The 17,314-nt window shown below is 68.1% G+C and carries 15 protein-coding genes and 2 riboswitches; of the genes, 9 read left to right on the top strand and 6 right to left on the bottom strand.

The features are described from left to right. Window positions 1-16: 16 nt before the first annotated feature. A complete protein-coding gene (locus AMS67_RS05835; protein WP_053386509.1) occupies window positions 17-979 on the top strand; it encodes an NAD(P)H-dependent flavin oxidoreductase in 963 nt (320 codons plus the stop codon). 29 nt (window positions 980-1,008) lie between these two features. Here AMS67_RS05835 and AMS67_RS05830 read toward each other — a convergent pair whose 3' ends face one another. Continuing rightward, a complete protein-coding gene (locus AMS67_RS05830) occupies window positions 1,009-1,659 on the bottom strand; it encodes a M15 family metallopeptidase (RefSeq protein ID WP_053386508.1) in 651 nt (216 codons plus the stop codon). An 86-nt stretch (window positions 1,660-1,745) separates the two neighbouring features. Here AMS67_RS05830 and AMS67_RS05825 point away from each other — a divergent pair, with 86 nt between their 5' ends. Genes AMS67_RS05825 through AMS67_RS05815 form a run of 3 tightly spaced genes read left to right on the top strand, consistent with a single transcriptional unit; the run spans window position 1,746 to window position 4,149 of the window. Then, window positions 1,746-2,456 carry a response regulator transcription factor gene (locus AMS67_RS05825; protein ID WP_053386507.1) on the top strand — a complete coding sequence of 237 codons (711 nt, stop codon included), beginning with the start codon at window positions 1,746-1,748 and terminating at the stop codon, window positions 2,454-2,456. Next, on the top strand, window positions 2,453-3,532 hold the full coding sequence (locus AMS67_RS05820; RefSeq protein ID WP_053386506.1) for a sensor histidine kinase: 1,080 nt from the start codon (window positions 2,453-2,455) through the stop codon (window positions 3,530-3,532). The genes AMS67_RS05825 and AMS67_RS05820 overlap by 4 nt, the downstream gene beginning before the upstream one ends. Further along, the gene (locus AMS67_RS05815) at window positions 3,529-4,149 is read left to right on the top strand and encodes a VanZ family protein (protein ID WP_053386505.1); all 621 of its coding nucleotides are present in this window, start codon (window positions 3,529-3,531) and stop codon (window positions 4,147-4,149) included. The genes AMS67_RS05820 and AMS67_RS05815 overlap by 4 nt, the downstream gene beginning before the upstream one ends. Here the strand turns inward: AMS67_RS05815 and AMS67_RS05810 are convergent. From AMS67_RS05810 to AMS67_RS05790, 5 genes are all read right to left on the bottom strand, one after another. Then, a complete protein-coding gene (locus AMS67_RS05810) occupies window positions 4,143-4,871 on the bottom strand; it encodes a FadR/GntR family transcriptional regulator (RefSeq protein WP_053386504.1) in 729 nt (242 codons plus the stop codon). The genes AMS67_RS05815 and AMS67_RS05810 overlap by 7 nt on opposite strands. Window positions 4,872-4,969: 98 nt before the next feature. Further along, the gene (locus tag AMS67_RS05805) at window positions 4,970-5,761 is read right to left on the bottom strand and encodes a 3-oxoacyl-ACP reductase (protein ID WP_204374521.1); all 792 of its coding nucleotides are present in this window, start codon (window positions 5,759-5,761) and stop codon (window positions 4,970-4,972) included. A gap of 42 nt (window positions 5,762-5,803) precedes the next feature. After that, window positions 5,804-7,159, bottom strand: coding sequence for an aldehyde dehydrogenase family protein (locus AMS67_RS05800; RefSeq protein ID WP_053386503.1), 1,356 nt, complete (start codon window positions 7,157-7,159; stop codon window positions 5,804-5,806). Beyond that, entirely contained in the window at window positions 7,156-7,974 is an 819-nt protein-coding gene (locus AMS67_RS05795) for a gamma-glutamyl-gamma-aminobutyrate hydrolase family protein (protein WP_053386502.1), read from the bottom strand. Before AMS67_RS05795 ends, AMS67_RS05800 begins: the two co-directional genes overlap by 4 nt. Then, window positions 7,955-9,325, bottom strand: a complete 1,371-nt coding sequence (locus tag AMS67_RS05790) for a glutamine synthetase family protein (protein WP_053386501.1) — start codon at window positions 9,323-9,325, stop codon at window positions 7,955-7,957. The genes AMS67_RS05795 and AMS67_RS05790 overlap by 20 nt, the downstream gene beginning before the upstream one ends. A 217-nt stretch (window positions 9,326-9,542) precedes the next feature. Here AMS67_RS05790 and AMS67_RS05785 point away from each other — a divergent pair, with 217 nt between their 5' ends. The 5 genes from AMS67_RS05785 to AMS67_RS05765 all read left to right on the top strand — a co-directional run bounded on the left by AMS67_RS05785 (window position 9,543) and on the right by AMS67_RS05765 (window position 17,309). Beyond that, window positions 9,543-11,093 (top strand): amino acid permease, encoded by a 1,551-nt coding sequence (locus AMS67_RS05785; RefSeq protein ID WP_053386500.1) that lies wholly within the window; start codon window positions 9,543-9,545, stop codon window positions 11,091-11,093. A 93-nt stretch (window positions 11,094-11,186) separates the two neighbouring features. Continuing rightward, window positions 11,187-11,288, top strand: a riboswitch (glycine riboswitch). Next, window positions 11,289-11,391, top strand: a riboswitch (glycine riboswitch). It begins immediately after the preceding riboswitch. A 46-nt stretch (window positions 11,392-11,437) separates the two neighbouring features. Continuing rightward, complete coding sequence (gcvP, locus tag AMS67_RS05780) at window positions 11,438-14,287, top strand: aminomethyl-transferring glycine dehydrogenase (RefSeq protein WP_053386499.1); 2,850 nt, start codon at window positions 11,438-11,440, stop codon at window positions 14,285-14,287. A gap of 8 nt (window positions 14,288-14,295) precedes the next feature. Then, window positions 14,296-15,426 (top strand): glycine cleavage system aminomethyltransferase GcvT, encoded by a 1,131-nt coding sequence (gene gcvT, locus AMS67_RS05775; RefSeq protein WP_053386498.1) that lies wholly within the window; start codon window positions 14,296-14,298, stop codon window positions 15,424-15,426. 52 nt (window positions 15,427-15,478) lie between these two features. Beyond that, the gene (gcvH, locus tag AMS67_RS05770; protein WP_053351930.1) at window positions 15,479-15,865 is read left to right on the top strand and encodes a glycine cleavage system protein GcvH; all 387 of its coding nucleotides are present in this window, start codon (window positions 15,479-15,481) and stop codon (window positions 15,863-15,865) included. Window positions 15,866-15,881: 16 nt separating this feature from the next. Next, window positions 15,882-17,309, top strand: coding sequence for an L-serine ammonia-lyase (locus tag AMS67_RS05765; RefSeq protein WP_053386497.1), 1,428 nt, complete (start codon window positions 15,882-15,884; stop codon window positions 17,307-17,309). Window positions 17,310-17,314 lie beyond the last annotated feature (5 nt).

The following is a 17,314-nucleotide window of genomic DNA, read 5'->3' as shown; positions in this document are numbered from 1 at the left end:
GAGTAGCGTAGGCGCTATGAGCGAGCGACGACTGACCGAATGGGCCCGTGAACTCGGACTCACCGCACCGCTGATCTGTGCTCCCATGGGCGGCGTCGCGGGGGGCGCGCTGGCCACCGCGGTCTCGCGCGCGGGTGCGCTGGGCATGATTGGCATGGGGAGCGCCGGGTCGGTAGGTGCGCTGGAGCGCGAATTGGCCGCGCTCGGCGACGATCTGCGGGGAGCCGACGGCCTGCCGTTCGGCATTGGGCTCGTGGACTGGGGAATCGCGCGCGATCCCGAACTGCTCGGTCGTGCAATCGCGGCCGCACCCGCGCTCCTCTCGGTGAGCTTCGGAGACTGGAATGCACCGGCGCCCGCACCGCACTGGGTCACGGCGGCCCGTGACGCTGGAATCCTCACCGTGACGCAGGTCGCGACGGTGCAAGAGGCCGAAGTCGCGGCCGCAAGCGGAGTCGATGCGATCGTCGCGCGCGGCAGCGAAGGCGGCGGGCACGGGGATCACCGAGAGCCGCGCGACTCCCTGCTCGCTGCAGTGCTCGGCGCCGTCGACGTGCCGGTGATCGCAGCGGGCGCGGTCTCAGCGGGGGCCGATGTGGCGCGCGTGCTCGATGCCGGCGCGGTGGCCGCATGGGTCGGCACGGCATTCGCTGCGGCGGAGGAAGCGCTGACGTCACCGGGCGCCCGCGCGGCGCTCATCGCGGCGACGGGCGCCGATACGGTCGTCACGCGCGCCTACGACGTCGCCCTGGAACGACCGTGGCCGGCACGGTTTCCCGAACGCCTCGTGCGCACCGAATTCATTGATCGCTGGCACGGGCGCGAAGCGGAACTGGCGCACGACACCGAAGCGCGTGCGGCGTTCCGTGCCGCCGCAGCCGCGGGCGACTACTCCGTCGTTCCGGTGGATGCCGGAGCCGGTGTCGGGCTCGTCACGCGTGTGCGCCCCGCCGCGGAGGTCGTCGACGACTTGACCTGAGGGGACGCCGTCGCGGTGGGTGCTCGAGTTCAGCCCGTCATGCGCGGATCGAACGTCGGATCGATGTAGGGCTCGGCGCACCCGTTGACCGGAGCGTCGGGCTGCAACTCGAAATGCCATGATTCATTGGCGTACGTCTGGCAAAGCCCATACCCTGCGCCGTTCAGACCGAGCCAGTACGCCGCATCGAAGTCCCCGATGTCGATCGCGCGGCCGGCGACATGCTCGGAGGTCTCGGGCGTTGCCACCCACCGTGCGGCTTCCTCAGTCGACCCGTACTGCGTGACGGCGTCATCCAACAGCTGCTGCTGGTAGGCGGCGGATCGCCACCCGCTCGTCACCGTGAACTCGATGTCGCTCGCGGCGGCATCGACGGCAGCGGCCTGCACCGCTGCGAGCAACTCCGGGTCGAGGTTGCCGACCCCCGGCAGGTCGGTATCGGTCACACGTGCGTCCTCGGGCAGGTCGCCATCCGCCGCTGAGAGTGAGCCCGTCGGCAGCACGGAACGCACCGCGGTCTGCAGATCGGATCGCGCCGTGCCCGTGTCTGCTCCCGCGGCGCGGACGGCGATGACGCAGACGGTGACCGCGACGGCGGCAATGAGAAGGGCGGCCGCCGCGGTGACAATCACGGCGACGACGCGGCGGCGTGCCACGTACGTGGTGTAGGGAATGCTCATGCTCTCAGTGCATCGCACCGGATGTTGCCGCAGCGTATGGGAATTCCGATACGCCGACGATATGCGCCCCCTTCTACCATTGAGGCATGCGCGTACTGATCGTGGAAGACGAACCCTTCATGGCCGAGGCCATTCGTGATGGGTTGCGTCTCGCGGCAATCGCAGCGGACATCGCCGGCGACGGCGAGACCGCACTCGAACTGCTGAGTGTGAACGCGTATGACGTTGCCCTGCTCGACCGCGATGTTCCCGGTCCGAACGGCGATGAGATCGCGCGACGCATCGTCGCTTCAGAATCGGGGCTGCCGATTCTCATGCTCACCGCGGCGGATCGGCTCGACGACAAAGCGACGGGGTTCGAACTCGGCGCCGACGACTACCTGACGAAACCGTTCGACATGCGTGAGCTCGTGCTGCGCCTGCGCGCGCTGGCGCGCCGACGCATCCATGCACGGCCCCCCGTGCGCGAGTTCGCCGGGGTGCGGCTCGACGCATTCCGCCGCGAGGTCGTGCGCGATGGTCGGTTCGTCGCGCTGACGCGTAAGCAGTTCGCGGTGCTCGAGGTACTGCTCGATGCCGAAGGCGGCGTGGTCAGTGCCGAAACGCTGCTCGAGCGGGCGTGGGATGAGAACGCCGACCCGTTTACCAACGCCGTACGCATCACGATGTCGGCACTGCGCAAACGACTGGGCGAGCCCGGCATCATCGAGACGGTCGCCGGCGTTGGGTATCGCATCGCATCGGAACCCGAGACTGCTCCGAAGACGGGCGCCGCAACCGTGGAGCGCTCCGAATGACGCGGCACCCGGGCCTCAGCGTGCGCTGGCAGCTGACGCTGAGCTATGTCGCGGTCGTCATGGTGACCGGCGGCCTGCTCCTCGCCATCGTCTACGTCTTCCTCCTGCGCTACGTGCCGGTGCAGGCGTACGTCGGGCCGGAGGGCTTGATTCCGGGGCGAACCGACCTGCTCCGCGCATTTCTTCCGCCGGCGGCGTGGATGCTCGCGGCGCTGCTGGCTGCGAGCACGCTCGGTGGTTGGCTGCTCGCCGGGCGCGTACTGGCACCGCTCACGCAGATCGCCCGGGCGACGCGTCAGGCCGCTGCGGGCTCGCTCGGGCACCGCATCGCGATGCCCGGCAGACAAGACGAGTTTCGAGAACTCGCGGACAGTTTCGATGGCATGCTGGCCCAACTCGAATCCCAACTCGCCGAGCAGCAGCGCTTCGCGGCCAACGCTTCGCACGAGCTGCGCACCCCGCTCGCGATCACTCAGGCGCTGATCGATGTCGCCGCAGATGACCCGGCTTCAGACCGCTCCGCCATGCTGCGGCGGCTGCGCGAGGTGAACGCGCGTGCGATTCATCTCACCGAAGCGTTGCTCGTGCTCAGCCGCGCCGACCAGCGCGCATTCACCACTGAGCCGGTCGATCTCTCATTGCTTGCGGAGGAAGCCGCCGAGACGCTGCTGCCGATCGCCGAGCAGCGCGGGATCTCGCTCGAGGTGCGCGGAGACACGGCGATCACTCCGGGATCATCGGCACTGCTGCTGCAGCTCGTGACGAATCTCATGCAGAACGCGGTCGTGCACAACGCCCCGCATGATGGCTGGGTGACCGTGAGCACGGCGCGCGGTGCGGATGCGGTCGAGCTCACCGTCGAGAATCCCGGCGAGCGCATCGCGGCAGAGATGCTCGGCACCCTGGTGGAACCGTTCCAACGCGGGGCCTCGCGGGTGCGAGACGGTCGTGACGGCCACGGACTGGGGCTCGCCATCGCGCGCAGCATTGTGCGCGCCCATCACGGAGACCTGCAGCTCTCTGCGCGCGACGCCGGTGGTGTGCTGGTGCGCGTATCGTTGCCGGTGGCATCGTGACTGCGACACTGACCCGGCCACTCGCGCACACCCCGCGTCACCCGCGGCGCCCATCACCGCGCACGCTCGTCGTCGTGCTGACCGGATATCTCGTGCTGCTGACCTGGGTGATCGTCTGGAAGCTCGAGCTCCCGCAGATCGGAGACGGGTCGCTGCGCACGATCAAGCTCGTGCCGTTCGTGGCAGGCGCCGGTTTGGGGCGGAATGCGCCGCTCGAACTCGTGGCGAACATCGCGCTCTTCGTGCCGTTCGGGGTGCTGCTCGCACTGCTGGAGCGCCCGCGCAGGAGCGGGCTCGCGCTGCTCGTGTGCATGTTCGGCAGCGTAATGCTGGAAACCGCGCAATACGTGTTCGCCGTCGGGCGCTCGGATCTCACCGACGTGCTCATGAATACGCTCGGCGGCGCAATGGGTCTCGGGGTCGTCGCCGTGTCGCGAAAGCTGTGGCGTCGTCGCGGTGACCTGCTCGTGCTGCGCGCGACGATGGCCGGCTTTCTCGGCCTGCTCCTCGCCGTGGGTGTCGCGTTCACCGCGCCCGTGATGCCGGGTTCGGGAGACGGAGGAACGGTGTTCACCGAGCTTCCCGACGTGCACGTCGCGCCGGGCGACGCCTACTGATTCGAGAGGAAGCCGCGCAAGAGAGCCGACGAGCCCTCGATGTGTTCGAGCATGGCCTCGGCCGCGGACTCCGGTCTGCCCGCGAGTATTGCCGCGACCACGGCTTCATGCTGGGCATTCGAGTGCGCGAGGTTCGGTGCGAGCATCGGAATCTCTTCGAGCAGCGCGTTGACGCGGGTACGCAGGTTGGCGACCAGCGGCACGAGGCTCGTGGATCCTGACAGCTCCGCGATCAGCAAATGCAGGCGGGAGTCGAGGCGGCGGTGGTCGGCCTGCGCCGAGCCCGAGCAATCCTCGAGCGCGCGTGTCAGCGATGCGCGCTCGTCAGCGGTCAGGTCTCGTGCGGCGGCCTCGCGGGCCGCACCGACCTCGAGCACCCGCCGCAGCGTGGTGACGTCTTCCACCTCTGCGGGGCCGAACCCGCCCTGCAGCGCGCCGAGTGCCGATTCGCGCGGCAGGGAGTCGACGACGAAGGTGCCGCCGTACCGGCCGCGCCGCGACACGACATAGTCGGCCTCGGCGAGCGTGGCGAGCGCCTCGCGCACCGTGTCTCGACTGACCTTGAGCATCGCCGCGAGGTCGCGCTCGGCGGGGAGCCGCTCACCCGGACCGATCAGCCCGAGACGAATGGACTGGAGCAGGCGCTGCATGGTCTCTTCGTAGGCGTTCGTCGGTCGCACCGCGCGCACGAGCAGCTCGATCCCGTCGCCGGTCGCGGTCATGGGTGCCTCCGATGCTCGTCACGCGGTGTGACTCTGCGAGTGTACGCGCGCTCGGCGCCGGGAGCGGGAGGCCGCCCGGCGCCGAGCGCAAGAGCTCGTTAGAGCGGCGTGGTGTATGCGCTCGTCAGGCCGCCGTCGACGAGGAAGGTCGAGGCGGTGATGAACGAAGCGTCGTCGCTCGCGAGGAACGCGACGGAGGCGGCGAGCTCCTCCGGGCGGGCGAAGCGACCGACGGGCACGTGCACCAGTCGGCGGGCGGCGCGCTCCGGGTCTTTCGCGAACAGCTCCTGCAGCAGCGGGGTGTTCACCGGACCCGGGCACAGCGCATTCACTCGGATGCCCTGGCGAGCGAACTGCACGCCGAGTTCGCGGGTCATGGCGAGTACGCCGCCCTTCGACGCCGTGTACGAGATCTGCGAGGTGGCGGAGCCCATCACCGCGACGAACGAGGCCGTGTTGATGATGGAGCCGGATCCCTGCGCGGTCATGTGGCGCAGCGCCGCCCGCGAGCAGAGGTAGACGCTCTTCAGGTTCACGTCTTGAACTTTCTCCCAGGCCGGGAGTTCGGTGATCTCGATCGAGTCGTCGTCGTCGGGGGAGATGCCCGCATTGTTGAACGCGATGTCGACGCTGCCGTACTCGCGAGCGGCGGTGTCGAAGAGGTTGTTGACCTGAGCCTCGTCGGTGACGTTGACCTGCACGAAGAGGCCGTCGACCGCAGCCGCGGCGGCTTCGCCGGACTCCGGGTTCATGTCGCCGATCACGACGCGGGCGCCCTCGGCGCGGAAGCGCTTCGCGGTGGCGAGCCCGATGCCGCTCGCGCCACCGGTGATGACGGCGACCTTGCCGGCGAGTCGCTGGGTGAGATCGATGGGGGTGATGTCGCTCATGGGATGTCCTTTGCAGTCAAGAAGGAGGAAGGGAAACGTGGGTCACTCGCTGGCGAAGAACACGTTCTTCGTCTCGGTGAAGTGCTCGGCGGCGTCGGGCCCGAGCTCGCGTCCGAGCCCTGACTGCTTGAAGCCGCCGAACGGGGTCGTGTACCGCACCGACGAGTGGGAGTTGACGGAGAGATTGCCGCCCTCGACGCCGCGGGCGACGCGGATGCCGCGACCGAGGTCGTTGGTCCAGATCGAGCCGCTGAGGCCGAACTCCGTGTCGTTGGCAAGCCGCAGCGCATCGGCCTCATCCTCGAACGGGAGTACGGCGACGACCGGTCCGAAGACCTCCTCTGTGGCAATGCGCGAGCCGCGCTCCGGAGTGACGACGGTGGGGGCGAACCACGAACCGGGGCCGTCGGGGCAGGATCCCCGGAACGCGACCGGCACATCGTCCGTGAGGAACGACGCGACGCTCTCCTTGTGCGCTTGCGTCACCAGCGGGCCCACCTCGGTCGACTCGAGCGTCGGGTCGCCAACGACGACGCCCTGCACGGCCTGCTCGAATTGCTCCATGAATCGGTCGTAGACGCTGCGCTGCACGAGGAGTCGGCTGCGCGCGCAGCAATCCTGGCCCGCGTTGTCGAACACCGAGTACGGCGCGGTCGCTGCGGCGCGCTCGATGTCGGCGTCGGCGAACACGATGTTCGCGCTCTTGCCGCCGAGCTCGAGTGTGACGCGCTTCACCTGATCGGCGCACCCGGACATGATGCGCTTGCCGACCTCGGTGGAGCCGGTGAACACGACCTTGCGCACCGTCGGGTTCGTGACGAAGCGATCGCCGACCACGGAACCGCGGCCCGCCAGTACCTGGAAGAGCCCCTCGGGGAGCCCGGCCTCGAGGGCGAGCTCGCCCAGACGAATGCTGGTGAGCGGGGTCCACTCCGCGGGCTTCAGCACGACGGCGTTGCCGGCGGCGAGCGCGGGGGCGAACCCCCAGGAGGCAATGGTCATGGGAAAGTTCCACGGCGTGATGACCCCGACGACGCCGAGCGGCTCGTGGAACGTGACATCGATGCCGCCGGCTACCGGAATCTGCTGGCCGATGAGGCGCTCCGGCGTGCCCGAATAGTACTCGAGCACGTCGCGCACATGACCCGCCTCCCAGCGTGACTGCGTGATCGGATGCCCCGAATTGGTGGTCTCGAGCTGCGCCAGGTGTTCGATGTCGCCGTCGACCGCGTCGGCGAAGCGGCGCAGCACCCGCGCGCGGTCGGCCGGTGCGACCGCCGCCCAGTCGCGCTGGGCACGGGCCGCCGCCGCAATGGCGCGGTCGGTCTCAGCGGCGTCGAGGTGCGCGACCTCGGTGACGGCTTCGCCGGTGGCGGGGTTGATGACGGTGTAGCTCACGGCTGCTCCTTCGATGCGGGCTCGATCGGGGACGACGGTGGGGTGGCGCGACGCGAAGCGCGGTAGGCGCTCGCCGCATCGACCAGACCCTGGAAGAGGCGGCGATCGGCGCGGTTCTCTTCGGGATGCCACTGCACGGCGACGCCGAAGGGCAGTGCGTCGAGCTCCACCGCTTCGATGATGCCGTCGGCGGTGCGGCTGGTCACGGTGAGGCCGTCGGCGACATCACCGAGCGCCTGGTGGTGATAGAGGTGGGCGCGTGCGCTGCGGTCGTCGCCGAGCACTTCGGCGATCCGCGATCCCGCGTCGACTTCGACATCGATCTCGGTGAAGACGCCCTGCCCCGCCTGGTAGCGGTCGTCACCGACCACGTCCGGGAGATGCTGAATCAGGGTGCCTCCGAGCTCGACGTTGATGACCTGTGCGCCGCGGCAGATGCCGAGCAGCGGCAGCTCGGCCTCGATCGCGGCGTCGAGCACCGCGGCCTCGAACGCGTCGCGGTCGGTGCGCGGGGCGCCGGTGCGCTCGTGCGCGGCGGCACCGTAGCGTGCAGGATCGACGTCGGCGCCCCCGGAGAGGATGAGTCCGTCGAGCGACGCGACGATGCCGCGCGCGATCTCGGGGGAGACGGGCTGCGGAGGCAGTACCAGCGCAATGCCGCCGACGTCAGTGACCGCGTCGAGGTACACCTGCGGCAGAAACGACGCGCGCACATCCCACACCCCGGTCTGTGCCTGCTCCAGGTAGCTGGTGATGCCGATGACCGGCGCGGCGCCCGGAACGCCGGTGCCGAGTTCAGAGTCGTTCGAAGCCACGGACCCGCTCCCAATCGGTGACGGCGGCGTCGTAGGCCTGAACCTCGACCCGCGCTGCATGCGTGTAATGATCGACCACGTCGTCGCCGAACACCTCGCGTGCGAGTGCCGACTGCTCGAAGAGATCGGCGGCCTCGCGCAGCGTGGTGGGCACGCGCTCCACGTCGCTCGAATATGCGTTGCCGCGCAGCGGTTCGCCGAGTTCGAGCTCTTGCTCGATGCCCGCGAGGCCCGAAGCGAGCATGCCGGCGACCGCGAGATATTGATTCACGTCGCCGCCGGGCACTCGGTTCTCGACGCGCATCGCCTGGCCGCGACCTACGACGCGCAAAGCGCACGTGCGATTGTCGTGGCCCCAGGCCACAGCGGTCGGGGCGAAGCTGCCGTCGACGTAGCGCTTGTACGAATTGATGTTCGGTGCGTACAGCAGCGTGAACTCGCGCAGGGCCGCTTGCTGGCCGGCGATGAAGTGGCGGAAGATCTTCGACATGCCGTCAGGGTCGGAGTCGTCGGCGAAGATCGGGTCGCCCGCGCTGTTGCGGAGGCTCGTGTGCACGTGGCAGCTGTTGCCCTCGCGCTCATTGAACTTCGCCATGAAGGTGATGCTCTTGCCGTGCGCCTCGGCGATCTCCTTCGACCCGCTCTTGTAGATCGAGTGGTTGTCACAGGTGGGCAGTGCGTGGGCGTAGCGGAACGCGATCTCTTGCTGGCCGAGGTTGCACTCGCCCTTCACGCCTTCGCAGTACATGCCTGCGGCGTCCATCGAGTTGCGGATATCGCGCAGCAGCGGTTCGATGCGCGTCGACGCGTGCAGCGCGTAGTCCGTGTTGTAATCGCTCGCCGGAGTCAGGTCGCGATACCCGTTGCGCCAGGCGCTGCGGTAGTCGTCTTCGAAGACGAGGAACTCGAGTTCGGTGCCGACGTAGGGAATGAAGTCGTGGGCTGCGAGTCGGTCGATCTGGCGCTTCAAGATCTGTCGCGGTGACACCGAAATGCCCGAGTGGTCGCTCGCAAGAGTGAGGTCGGCGATGACAAGGGCGGTGCCCGGGATCCAGGGCGTGCGTCGCAGGGTGGCGAGATCCGGCAGCATCGCCATGTCTCCGTATCCGCTCTCCCAGCTGGTGAGCGCGTAGCCGTCGACCGTGTTGAGCTCCACGTCGACCGCGAGCAGATAGTTGCAGCACTCGGCGCCGTGCGACATCACATCCTCGAGGAACAACCGCGCGGAGACGCGCTTGCCGACCAATCGGCCCTGCATATCGGTGAAGGCGACGATCACCGTGTCGATCTCGCCCGAAGCCACCGCCTCGCGCAGTTCATCGGGGGTGAGATTGCCGCTTGCGGGAATCATGTGCTCTCCTTCGGCTCGTCATCGAGTTGAGATTGCGACACCGACCCGCAATCAGACGTCGCGGCGACGTCGCTCAAAAGGTCGGATTGAAGACCATTACACCACACTGTGTTGGTGGTTGCGCAAGTGCCAGAGTGATAAAGGTGGTGCGAAACGACCAATAGGTGGCTATCATCGCAGTGTTCGGTTCCATCACAGCGAAGTGAAAGAGGTCGACATGGCCAAGGACACCCTGAAAGTCTCAGGTGCCACCTACACCACTGCAGAATCCGGGTATTTCGAGAAGCGGCAGCTCAAGCGCGCCGCCGGCGTCTGGGGCCTCTGGGGCCTCGCGGTCGGCGCGGTGATCTCGGGCAATTTCTCGGGCTGGAACTTCGGCATCGAAGCCGCCGGGTTCGGCGGCATGCTCATCGCGTTCGCGATCCTCGTCGTCATGTACTACGGACTCGTATTCTCGATCGGCGAAATGGCGGCCGCGATGCCGCATACGGGCGGTGCCTACTCGTTCGGTCGTGCGGCGATGGGCCCCTGGGGCGGTTTCGTCACCGGTCTCGCCGAAACCATCGAGTATGTCGCAACGACGGCGGTGATCGTCTACTTCTCGGCGGGATACGCGAACGGTGTCACCGAGGGGCTGATGGGCTTCAGCCTGCCGACCTGGTTGTGGTGGATCATTCTCTACGCCGCCTTCGTCGGGCTCAATACCGCGGGCGCCGCGATCTCCCTGAAATTCGCCATCATCGTCTCCTTCATCTCGATCGGTGTGCTCGTGCTGTTCGCCGTCATGGCGTTCGCGAGCGGCGCGATCGACTGGGGCAGCCTGTTCGAGATCGAGCCCGACCCGGGTCAGAGCGTCTTCCTGCCGCACGGCGTGCTGCCGATCCTCTTCGCCATGCCGTTCGCAATGTGGCTCTTCCTCGGTATCGAAGAACTGCCGCTCGCAGCTGAAGAGTCGCACAACCCCGTGCGCGACATTCCGCGCGCCGGTCTCTGGGCTCGCGGCACGCTGATCGTCACCGGCCTGCTCGTGCTGGTGCTGAACACCGGCGTGCTGGGCGCGTCCGCGACCGGGGTCGCCGGTGAGCCCCTGCTCGACGGATTCCGCGCGATTCTCGGCGACGACCTCGCCTGGGTCGCCGGCCTGCTCGCGCTCTTCGCGCTCTTCGGTCTGCTCGCGTCGCTGCAGGGCATCATGTTCGCCTACGGGCGCAACATGTACTCCCTGTCGCGAGCCGGGTACTACCCGAAGTGGTTGTCGCTCACCGGGAAGCGCCAGACCCCGTGGGTGGCACTGATCGCCGGCGCCGTCATCGGGCTCGTCGCGCTCATCGTCGTCGAACTCACGGGCGGCGACAGCGGCGTGGGCGGCGCGATCGTGCTGAACATCGCCGTGTGGGGCGCCGTGCTCGCGTACTTCATGCAGATGCTGTCGTTCATCATTCTGCGACGCAAGTTCCCGAACGCGAAGCGACCGTACGTCAGCCCATGGGGCGTGTTCGGTGCAGCGGCTGCGGCCGTGATCTCCGCGCTCATCTTCGTGGGCTTCCTGCTCAACGAGACGTTCCGGCCCGCCATTGTCGCGATCGTGATCGTGTACATCGTCGGGCTCATCATCTTCGGCCTGTACACGCGCCACCGTCTGATCCTCTCCCCGGAGGAGGAATACGCGGTCTCGGGCGGCCTGCACGGCGACCCGCAGACCGAAGGGTATGGCGGAGCGGTCGAGGAAGAGCTGCTCGCGCTCGACGGGCGCGACGAAGAACGCTGAGTCTGCGGGTCGGGGCTCATGACGGCCCCGACCCGCACCTCCCCAGCTCGCGCTCCGATGGTAGAGTGAGCACGACTTCTGAATATCGGCCATCAAGCTGTGGCGGGAGAGTCCATGGTCCGGCAACGGAGCCCTGGCGCCGTAGGAGCAATCCCTCCCCGGGAATCTCTCAGGCACCCGTACCGCTGCAGCGCGGCAACTCTGGAAAGCAGTGAGCGGCAACGCTCGCTCACCGACGGTGCAAGGACGCAGGTGATCCCGCGTCTGAATCTCTCAGGTCCGTTACAGAGCGGGGAGGATCCCAGTTCGTTCGCGCGACCGCGCGACTACCTCCGGAGATCCCCGTGACCGAATTCCCCGCAATCCGCACCTTCCCCGACCGGCATATCGGTGTGACCGACCCGGCGCACGTGGCGACCATGCTGTCGTCGATCGGATTCGACTCGCTCGACGCCCTCGTCGACGCGGCCGTGCCGGCGTCGATCCGCAAGACCGAGCCGCTCGACCTTCCTTCGGGCCGCAGCGAGGAGCAGATCCTCGCTGACCTGCGCGCACTCGCGGCGAAGAACGTGCTGAAGACGCAGATGATCGGGCAGGGGTTCTCCGATGCGCACACGCCGCCCGTGATCCGCCGCAACGTGCTCGAGAGCCCGGCTTGGTACACGGCCTACACGCCGTACCAGCCCGAGATCTCGCAGGGTCGCCTCGAGGCGCTGCTCAACTTCCAAACGATGGTGTCGGATCTGACCGCACTCGATGTGGCGAACGCGTCGATGCTCGACGAATCGTCGGCGGCGGCCGAGGCCGTGCTGCTCATGCGTCGTGCCGGTCGTGCTCCGGCGACGGCCCGGGCCGTGCTCGATGCCAACCTGTTCCCGCAGACCATCGCCGTCATTCAGGGGCGAGCGGAGGCGCTCGACTTCGCGGTCGAGGTTGCCGACCTGTCGCAGGGGCTGCCCGAGGGCGACATCTTCGGTGTCGTGCTGCAGCAGCCCGGCGATGACGGCGCGGTGGTCGATCACTCGTCGGTGATCGCAGCGGCGAAGGAGCGCGGCGCAATGGTCACGGTCATCGCCGACCTACTGTCGCTGACACTGATCACCCCTCCGGGTGAGCAGGGCGCCGATGTCGCGGTGGGCAACACACAGCGCTTCGGGGTGCCGCTGTTCTTCGGCGGGCCGCACGCCGCGTACCTCGCGATCCGCTCGGGTCTCGAGCGCTCGCTGCCGGGCCGTCTCGTCGGGGTATCTCGCGACAGCGCCGGTCGGCAGGCGTACCGGCTTGCGCTGCAGACGCGCGAGCAGCACATCCGCCGTGAGAAGGCGACGAGCAACATCTGCACCGCCCAGGCGCTGCTCGCGATCACGGCGTCGATGTACGCCGTCTACCACGGTGCCGACGGGCTGACCGCGATCGCGGCCCGCGCCCATGCGCACGCCCGCTCCATCGCGCAGGCGTTGGCCGCGGCCGGTGTCGAGCTGGCCTCCGAGTCCTTCTTCGACACCGTGCGTGCCGTGGTGCCGGGTCGTGCCGACGACATTGTTGCGGAAGCCGCTGAGGCGGGCATCAACCTGCGCCGCATCGACGCCGACACGGTGAGCGTGTCCACCGACGAGACCACCACCGACGCGCACGTTGCCGCGGTTGTGCGGGCCTTCGGAGCGTCGTTCGACGGCGCCGTCGTGCCGGGCGATTTCGGGTTCCCGGCGGCGCTGACTCGCACGAGCGACTTCCTGACGCATCCGATCTTCACGTCGATCCATTCGGAGACGCAGATGCTGCGCTACCTGCGCCGCCTCGCCGATCGCGACCTTGCATTGGATCGCACCATGATTCCGCTGGGGTCGTGCACGATGAAGCTGAACTCCACCGCCGAGATGGAGGCCATTTCGTGGCCGGAGTTCGCGGGCATCCACCCGTACGCGCCCGAGTCGCAGACGCGTGGGTGGCGTGAGCTCATCGAAGATCTCGAGCGTCGTCTGGTCGAGATCACCGGCTACGCCGGAGTCTCGCTGCAGCCCAACTCGGGGGCGCAGGGCGAATACGCGGGTCTGCTCGCGATTCGCGGGTATCACCGGTCGCGCGGCGACGAGCAGCGCACCGTGTGCCTCATCCCTGCCTCGGCGCACGGCACGAACGCGGCATCGGCGGTGCTCGCGGGGATGCGCGTCGTCGTCGTGAAGAACACCGACTCCGGGCACATCGACCTCGACGATCTCACCGCGAAGATCGAGACCCACCGCGACGAGCTCGCGGCGATCATGATCACGTACCCCTCCACCTACGGGGTGTACGACGACGACGTCCGCGAGGTCTGCGACCAGGTGCACGCCGCGGGCGGGCAGGTGTACATCGACGGGGCGAACATGAACGCGCTCGTCGGTCTCGCGCAGCCGGGCCGGTTCGGGGGAGACGTGTCGCACCTGAACCTGCACAAGACGTTCGCGATTCCGCACGGCGGCGGGGGCCCCGGCGTGGGCCCGATCGGCGTGGCCGAGCACCTGCTGCCCTTCGTGCCGAACGACCCGACGGGCACGTACTCGGTGAGCGGCGGCGTGCCGGTCGTGGCGACCCTGTTCGGGTCGGCCGGAGTGCTGCCGATCTCGTATGCATACATCGCGATGATGGGCGGCGAAGGTCTCACGCTCGCGACGAAGACGGCGCTGCTCGGGGCGAACTACATCGCGGCGCGCCTGACCGAGCACTTCCCCGTGCTGTTCACCGGAGCGACGGGGCTCGTCGCCCACGAGTGCATCCTCGACCTGCGCGAGCTCACCGCGCAATCGGGCATCACGGCGGAAGACGTGGCGAAGCGCCTCATTGATTTCGGCTTCCATGCCCCGACGCTCGCGTTCCCGGTCGCGGGCACGCTGATGGTCGAACCCACCGAGTCCGAGGATCTGGCCGAGATCGACCGCTTCATCGAAGCAATGATCACCATCCGCGCCGAGATCGACGCGGTGATCGCGGGCGAGATCGCCGTCGAGGCCTCGCCGATCCGACTCGCACCACACACCGCCGAGAGCCTGATCGCCGGGGAGTGGGACCGCGCCTACCCCCGCGAAACGGGCGCGTACCCCGTCGACGCGATGCGCACCGACAAGTACTTCCCGCCCGTGGGCCGCATCGATGGCGCCTACGGCGACCGCAACCTGATCTGCGCCTGCCCGGCGCCCGAAGCGTTCGAGAACTGAGGCCGAAGATGACTGCAGCACCCGAGAACTCCACGCCGAAGCACACCGCTCTGCACGACGAGCATGCGGCACTCGGCGCCTCGTTCACCGACTTCGGCGGTTGGGACATGCCACTGAAGTACGGCTCCGAGCTGGCCGAGCATCGCGCGGTGCGCGAGACCGCCGGTCTCTTCGACCTCTCGCACATGGGGGAGGTGCGCGTCGCAGGCCCCGACGCCGCAACGTATCTGAACTCCGCCCTGGTCGGCAATCTTGCCGCGATCGCGGTGGGGCGTGCGAAGTACTCGCTCATCTGTGCGGCAGACGGCGGCATCATCGACGATCTCATCACGTACCGTCTCGCCGAAGACGTCTTCCTCGTCGTGCCGAATGCCGGCAATGCGCAGACTGTCGCTGACGCACTCATCGAGCGTGCAGCCGGGTTCGACGTCGAGGTGACGGATCAATCGGCAGACACCAGCCTCGTCGCGGTGCAGGGGCCGAACGCTGTGGCGATCCTGCACACCCTGGTGCCCGAAGAGCAGCGTGCGCTCGTCAGCGATCTGAAGTATTACGCCGCCGAACAGGCCGTGATCGCCGAGATCCCCGTGCTGCTCGCGCGCACCGGGTACACCGGCGAAGACGGGTTCGAACTCTACGTGCCGAACGCCGAGGCCCCGGCACTCTGGCGTGCACTGCTCGCCGCGGGAGCCGACCACGGGCTCGTGCCCGCCGGGCTCGCCTCGCGCGACTCGCTGCGACTCGAAGCCGGCATGCCGCTCTACGGCAACGAGCTCAGCCGCGAAGTCACTCCGTTCGATGCCGGGCTCGGCCCCGTGGTGTCGTTCAAGAAGACCGAAGACTTCGTCGGCCGTGAGGCCCTCGAGGCGCGCCGAGATGCTCCGGGCGAGCGCGTGCTCGTCGGTCTGCGGGGCGATGGACGACGCGCCGGCCGCGGCGGGTACGCCGTGCTCTCGGGTGCGGAGACCGTCGGGCGCATCACGAGCGGCCAGCCGAGCCCGACGCTCGGATACCCGATCGCGCTCGCCTACGTGGCGCCCGAGCACGCTGCACCCGGCACCCGACTCGATGTCGATCTGCGCGGCAAGGCCGGACCGTTCACCGTCGTCGAGCTTCCGTTCTACCGCCGCGGCGCCTGAGTCATCTCCCACGCTTCCCTCGATCACCCTGACCCGTAAAGGAACCCACATCATGAGCACCGTCAAATCAGGACTCCGCTACTCCGCCGAGCACGAATGGATCACCGGCGACAGCCCCGCCATCGTCGGCATCAGCGAAGTCGCGGCCGATGCCCTCGGCGAGATCGTCTACGTCGACCTGCCCGAGGTGGGCGCGACGATCGAGGTCGGAGCCGTCGTCGGTGAAGTGGAGTCGACGAAGTCGGTCTCCGAACTGTTCTCGCCGGTCGCCGGAGAGGTCGTCGAGGTCAACTCCGCAGTCGTCGACGACCCGGCACTGCTGAACTCCGACCCGTACGGCGCCGCGTGGCTGTTCAAGGTCGCCGTCACCGCTGAGGGCCCCCTGCTCGACGCCGCGCAGTACGCCGCAGACAACGGCGCGGAGATCTCTGCCGCGTAACCTCGCGGATGTCATCATGGCCGTCAGCGTCTTCGACCTCTTCACGGTCGGCATCGGGCCCTCGAGCTCACACACGGTGGGCCCGATGCGCGCTGCGCGCGCGTTCGTGGCCGGGCTGGCCCGCCGCTCCGGCGGGGTCGGAAGCGTGCGCGAACTCCGCGTCGACCTCTTCGGGTCACTGGCGGCGACGGGCCACGGCCACGGCACCTTCACCGCGGTGCTGCTCGGCCTCGAAGGATTCGACCCCGAGACCGTCCTCCCCGAAGAGGTCGACGCGGCCCTCGCACGGCAGGAGCGGAGCGGTGAACTGCGACTGGGGGGAGAACTCGACGGCGACCCGAATGTGCTGCGCTTCGGTGTCGATGACATCGTGCTGCGACCGCTCACCGTGCTGCCGCAGCACACGAACGGTATGCGGTTCACCGTGCTCGACGCCGACGACGCCGTGATCGCGTCGGAGACCTACTTCTCGGTCGGCGGCGGGTTCATCGTGCGCGACGGTGACGGCGAAGGCAGCGAACACGATCTGCACGATCAGCGCGACCACCGAGCCGCCGAGCAACCGTTTCCGTTCACCACTGCGGACGAACTGCTCACGCACGCCCGCGGCGCCGGGATCTCGATCGCTGACGTGATGCTTGCGAACGAGCGCGTCTCGCGCACCGAACGCGAGGTGCGCGAGGGGCTCGGGCACATCTGGGACGTCATGGAGGCGTGCAAGAACTCAGCACTCGAACGCACCGGCGTGCTGCCCGGTGGGCTCAATGTGCGACGCCGTGCGCCCGACTGGCATCGTCGGCTGACGGAGCGCGATCCGCACCGCGATCCCGTGTTCTGGCAGGAGTGGATCAACCTTGTCGCGCTCGCCGTCAACGAAGAGAACGCGTCTGGTGGCCGCGTGGTCACCGCACCGACGAACGGCGCTGCGGGCATCATTCCGGCCGTGCTCTTCTACGCCACGCACTACGCGCCCGGCGCCGCCTCATGGAGCAGCGAACAGCGGCAGCGCGCGGTCGCCGACTTCCTGCTCGCAGCCGGTGCGGTCGGCGTGCTCTACAAAGAGCAGGCGTCGATCTCGGGTGCCGAGGTCGGCTGCCAGGGCGAGGTCGGTTCCGCCTCATCGATGGCCGCGGCAGGTCTCGCGCAAGTGCTCGGCGGCACCCCCGAACAGGTCGAGAACGCAGCCGAGATCGCGATGGAGCACAACCTCGGTCTGACGTGCGATCCGATCGGCGGGCTCGTGCAGATTCCGTGCATCGAGCGCAACGCGATCGCCGCCTCGAAAGCGGTGAACGCCGCGAAGATGGCGCTGATGGGCGACGGTGACCATCGCGTCAGCCTCGACGAGGTGATCGTCACGATGCGCGAGACCGGCAAAGACATGAGCGACAAGTACAAGGAAACCGCGATGGGCGGCCTTGCGGTCAACGTGGTGGCCTGCTGAGCTCG

Origin of the sequence: Leucobacter japonicus, assembly GCF_001273855.1 — a bacterium.
Lineage (GTDB): Bacteria > Actinomycetota > Actinomycetes > Actinomycetales > Microbacteriaceae > Leucobacter > Leucobacter japonicus.
This window is presented reverse-complemented; position numbering and strand designations above follow the sequence as displayed.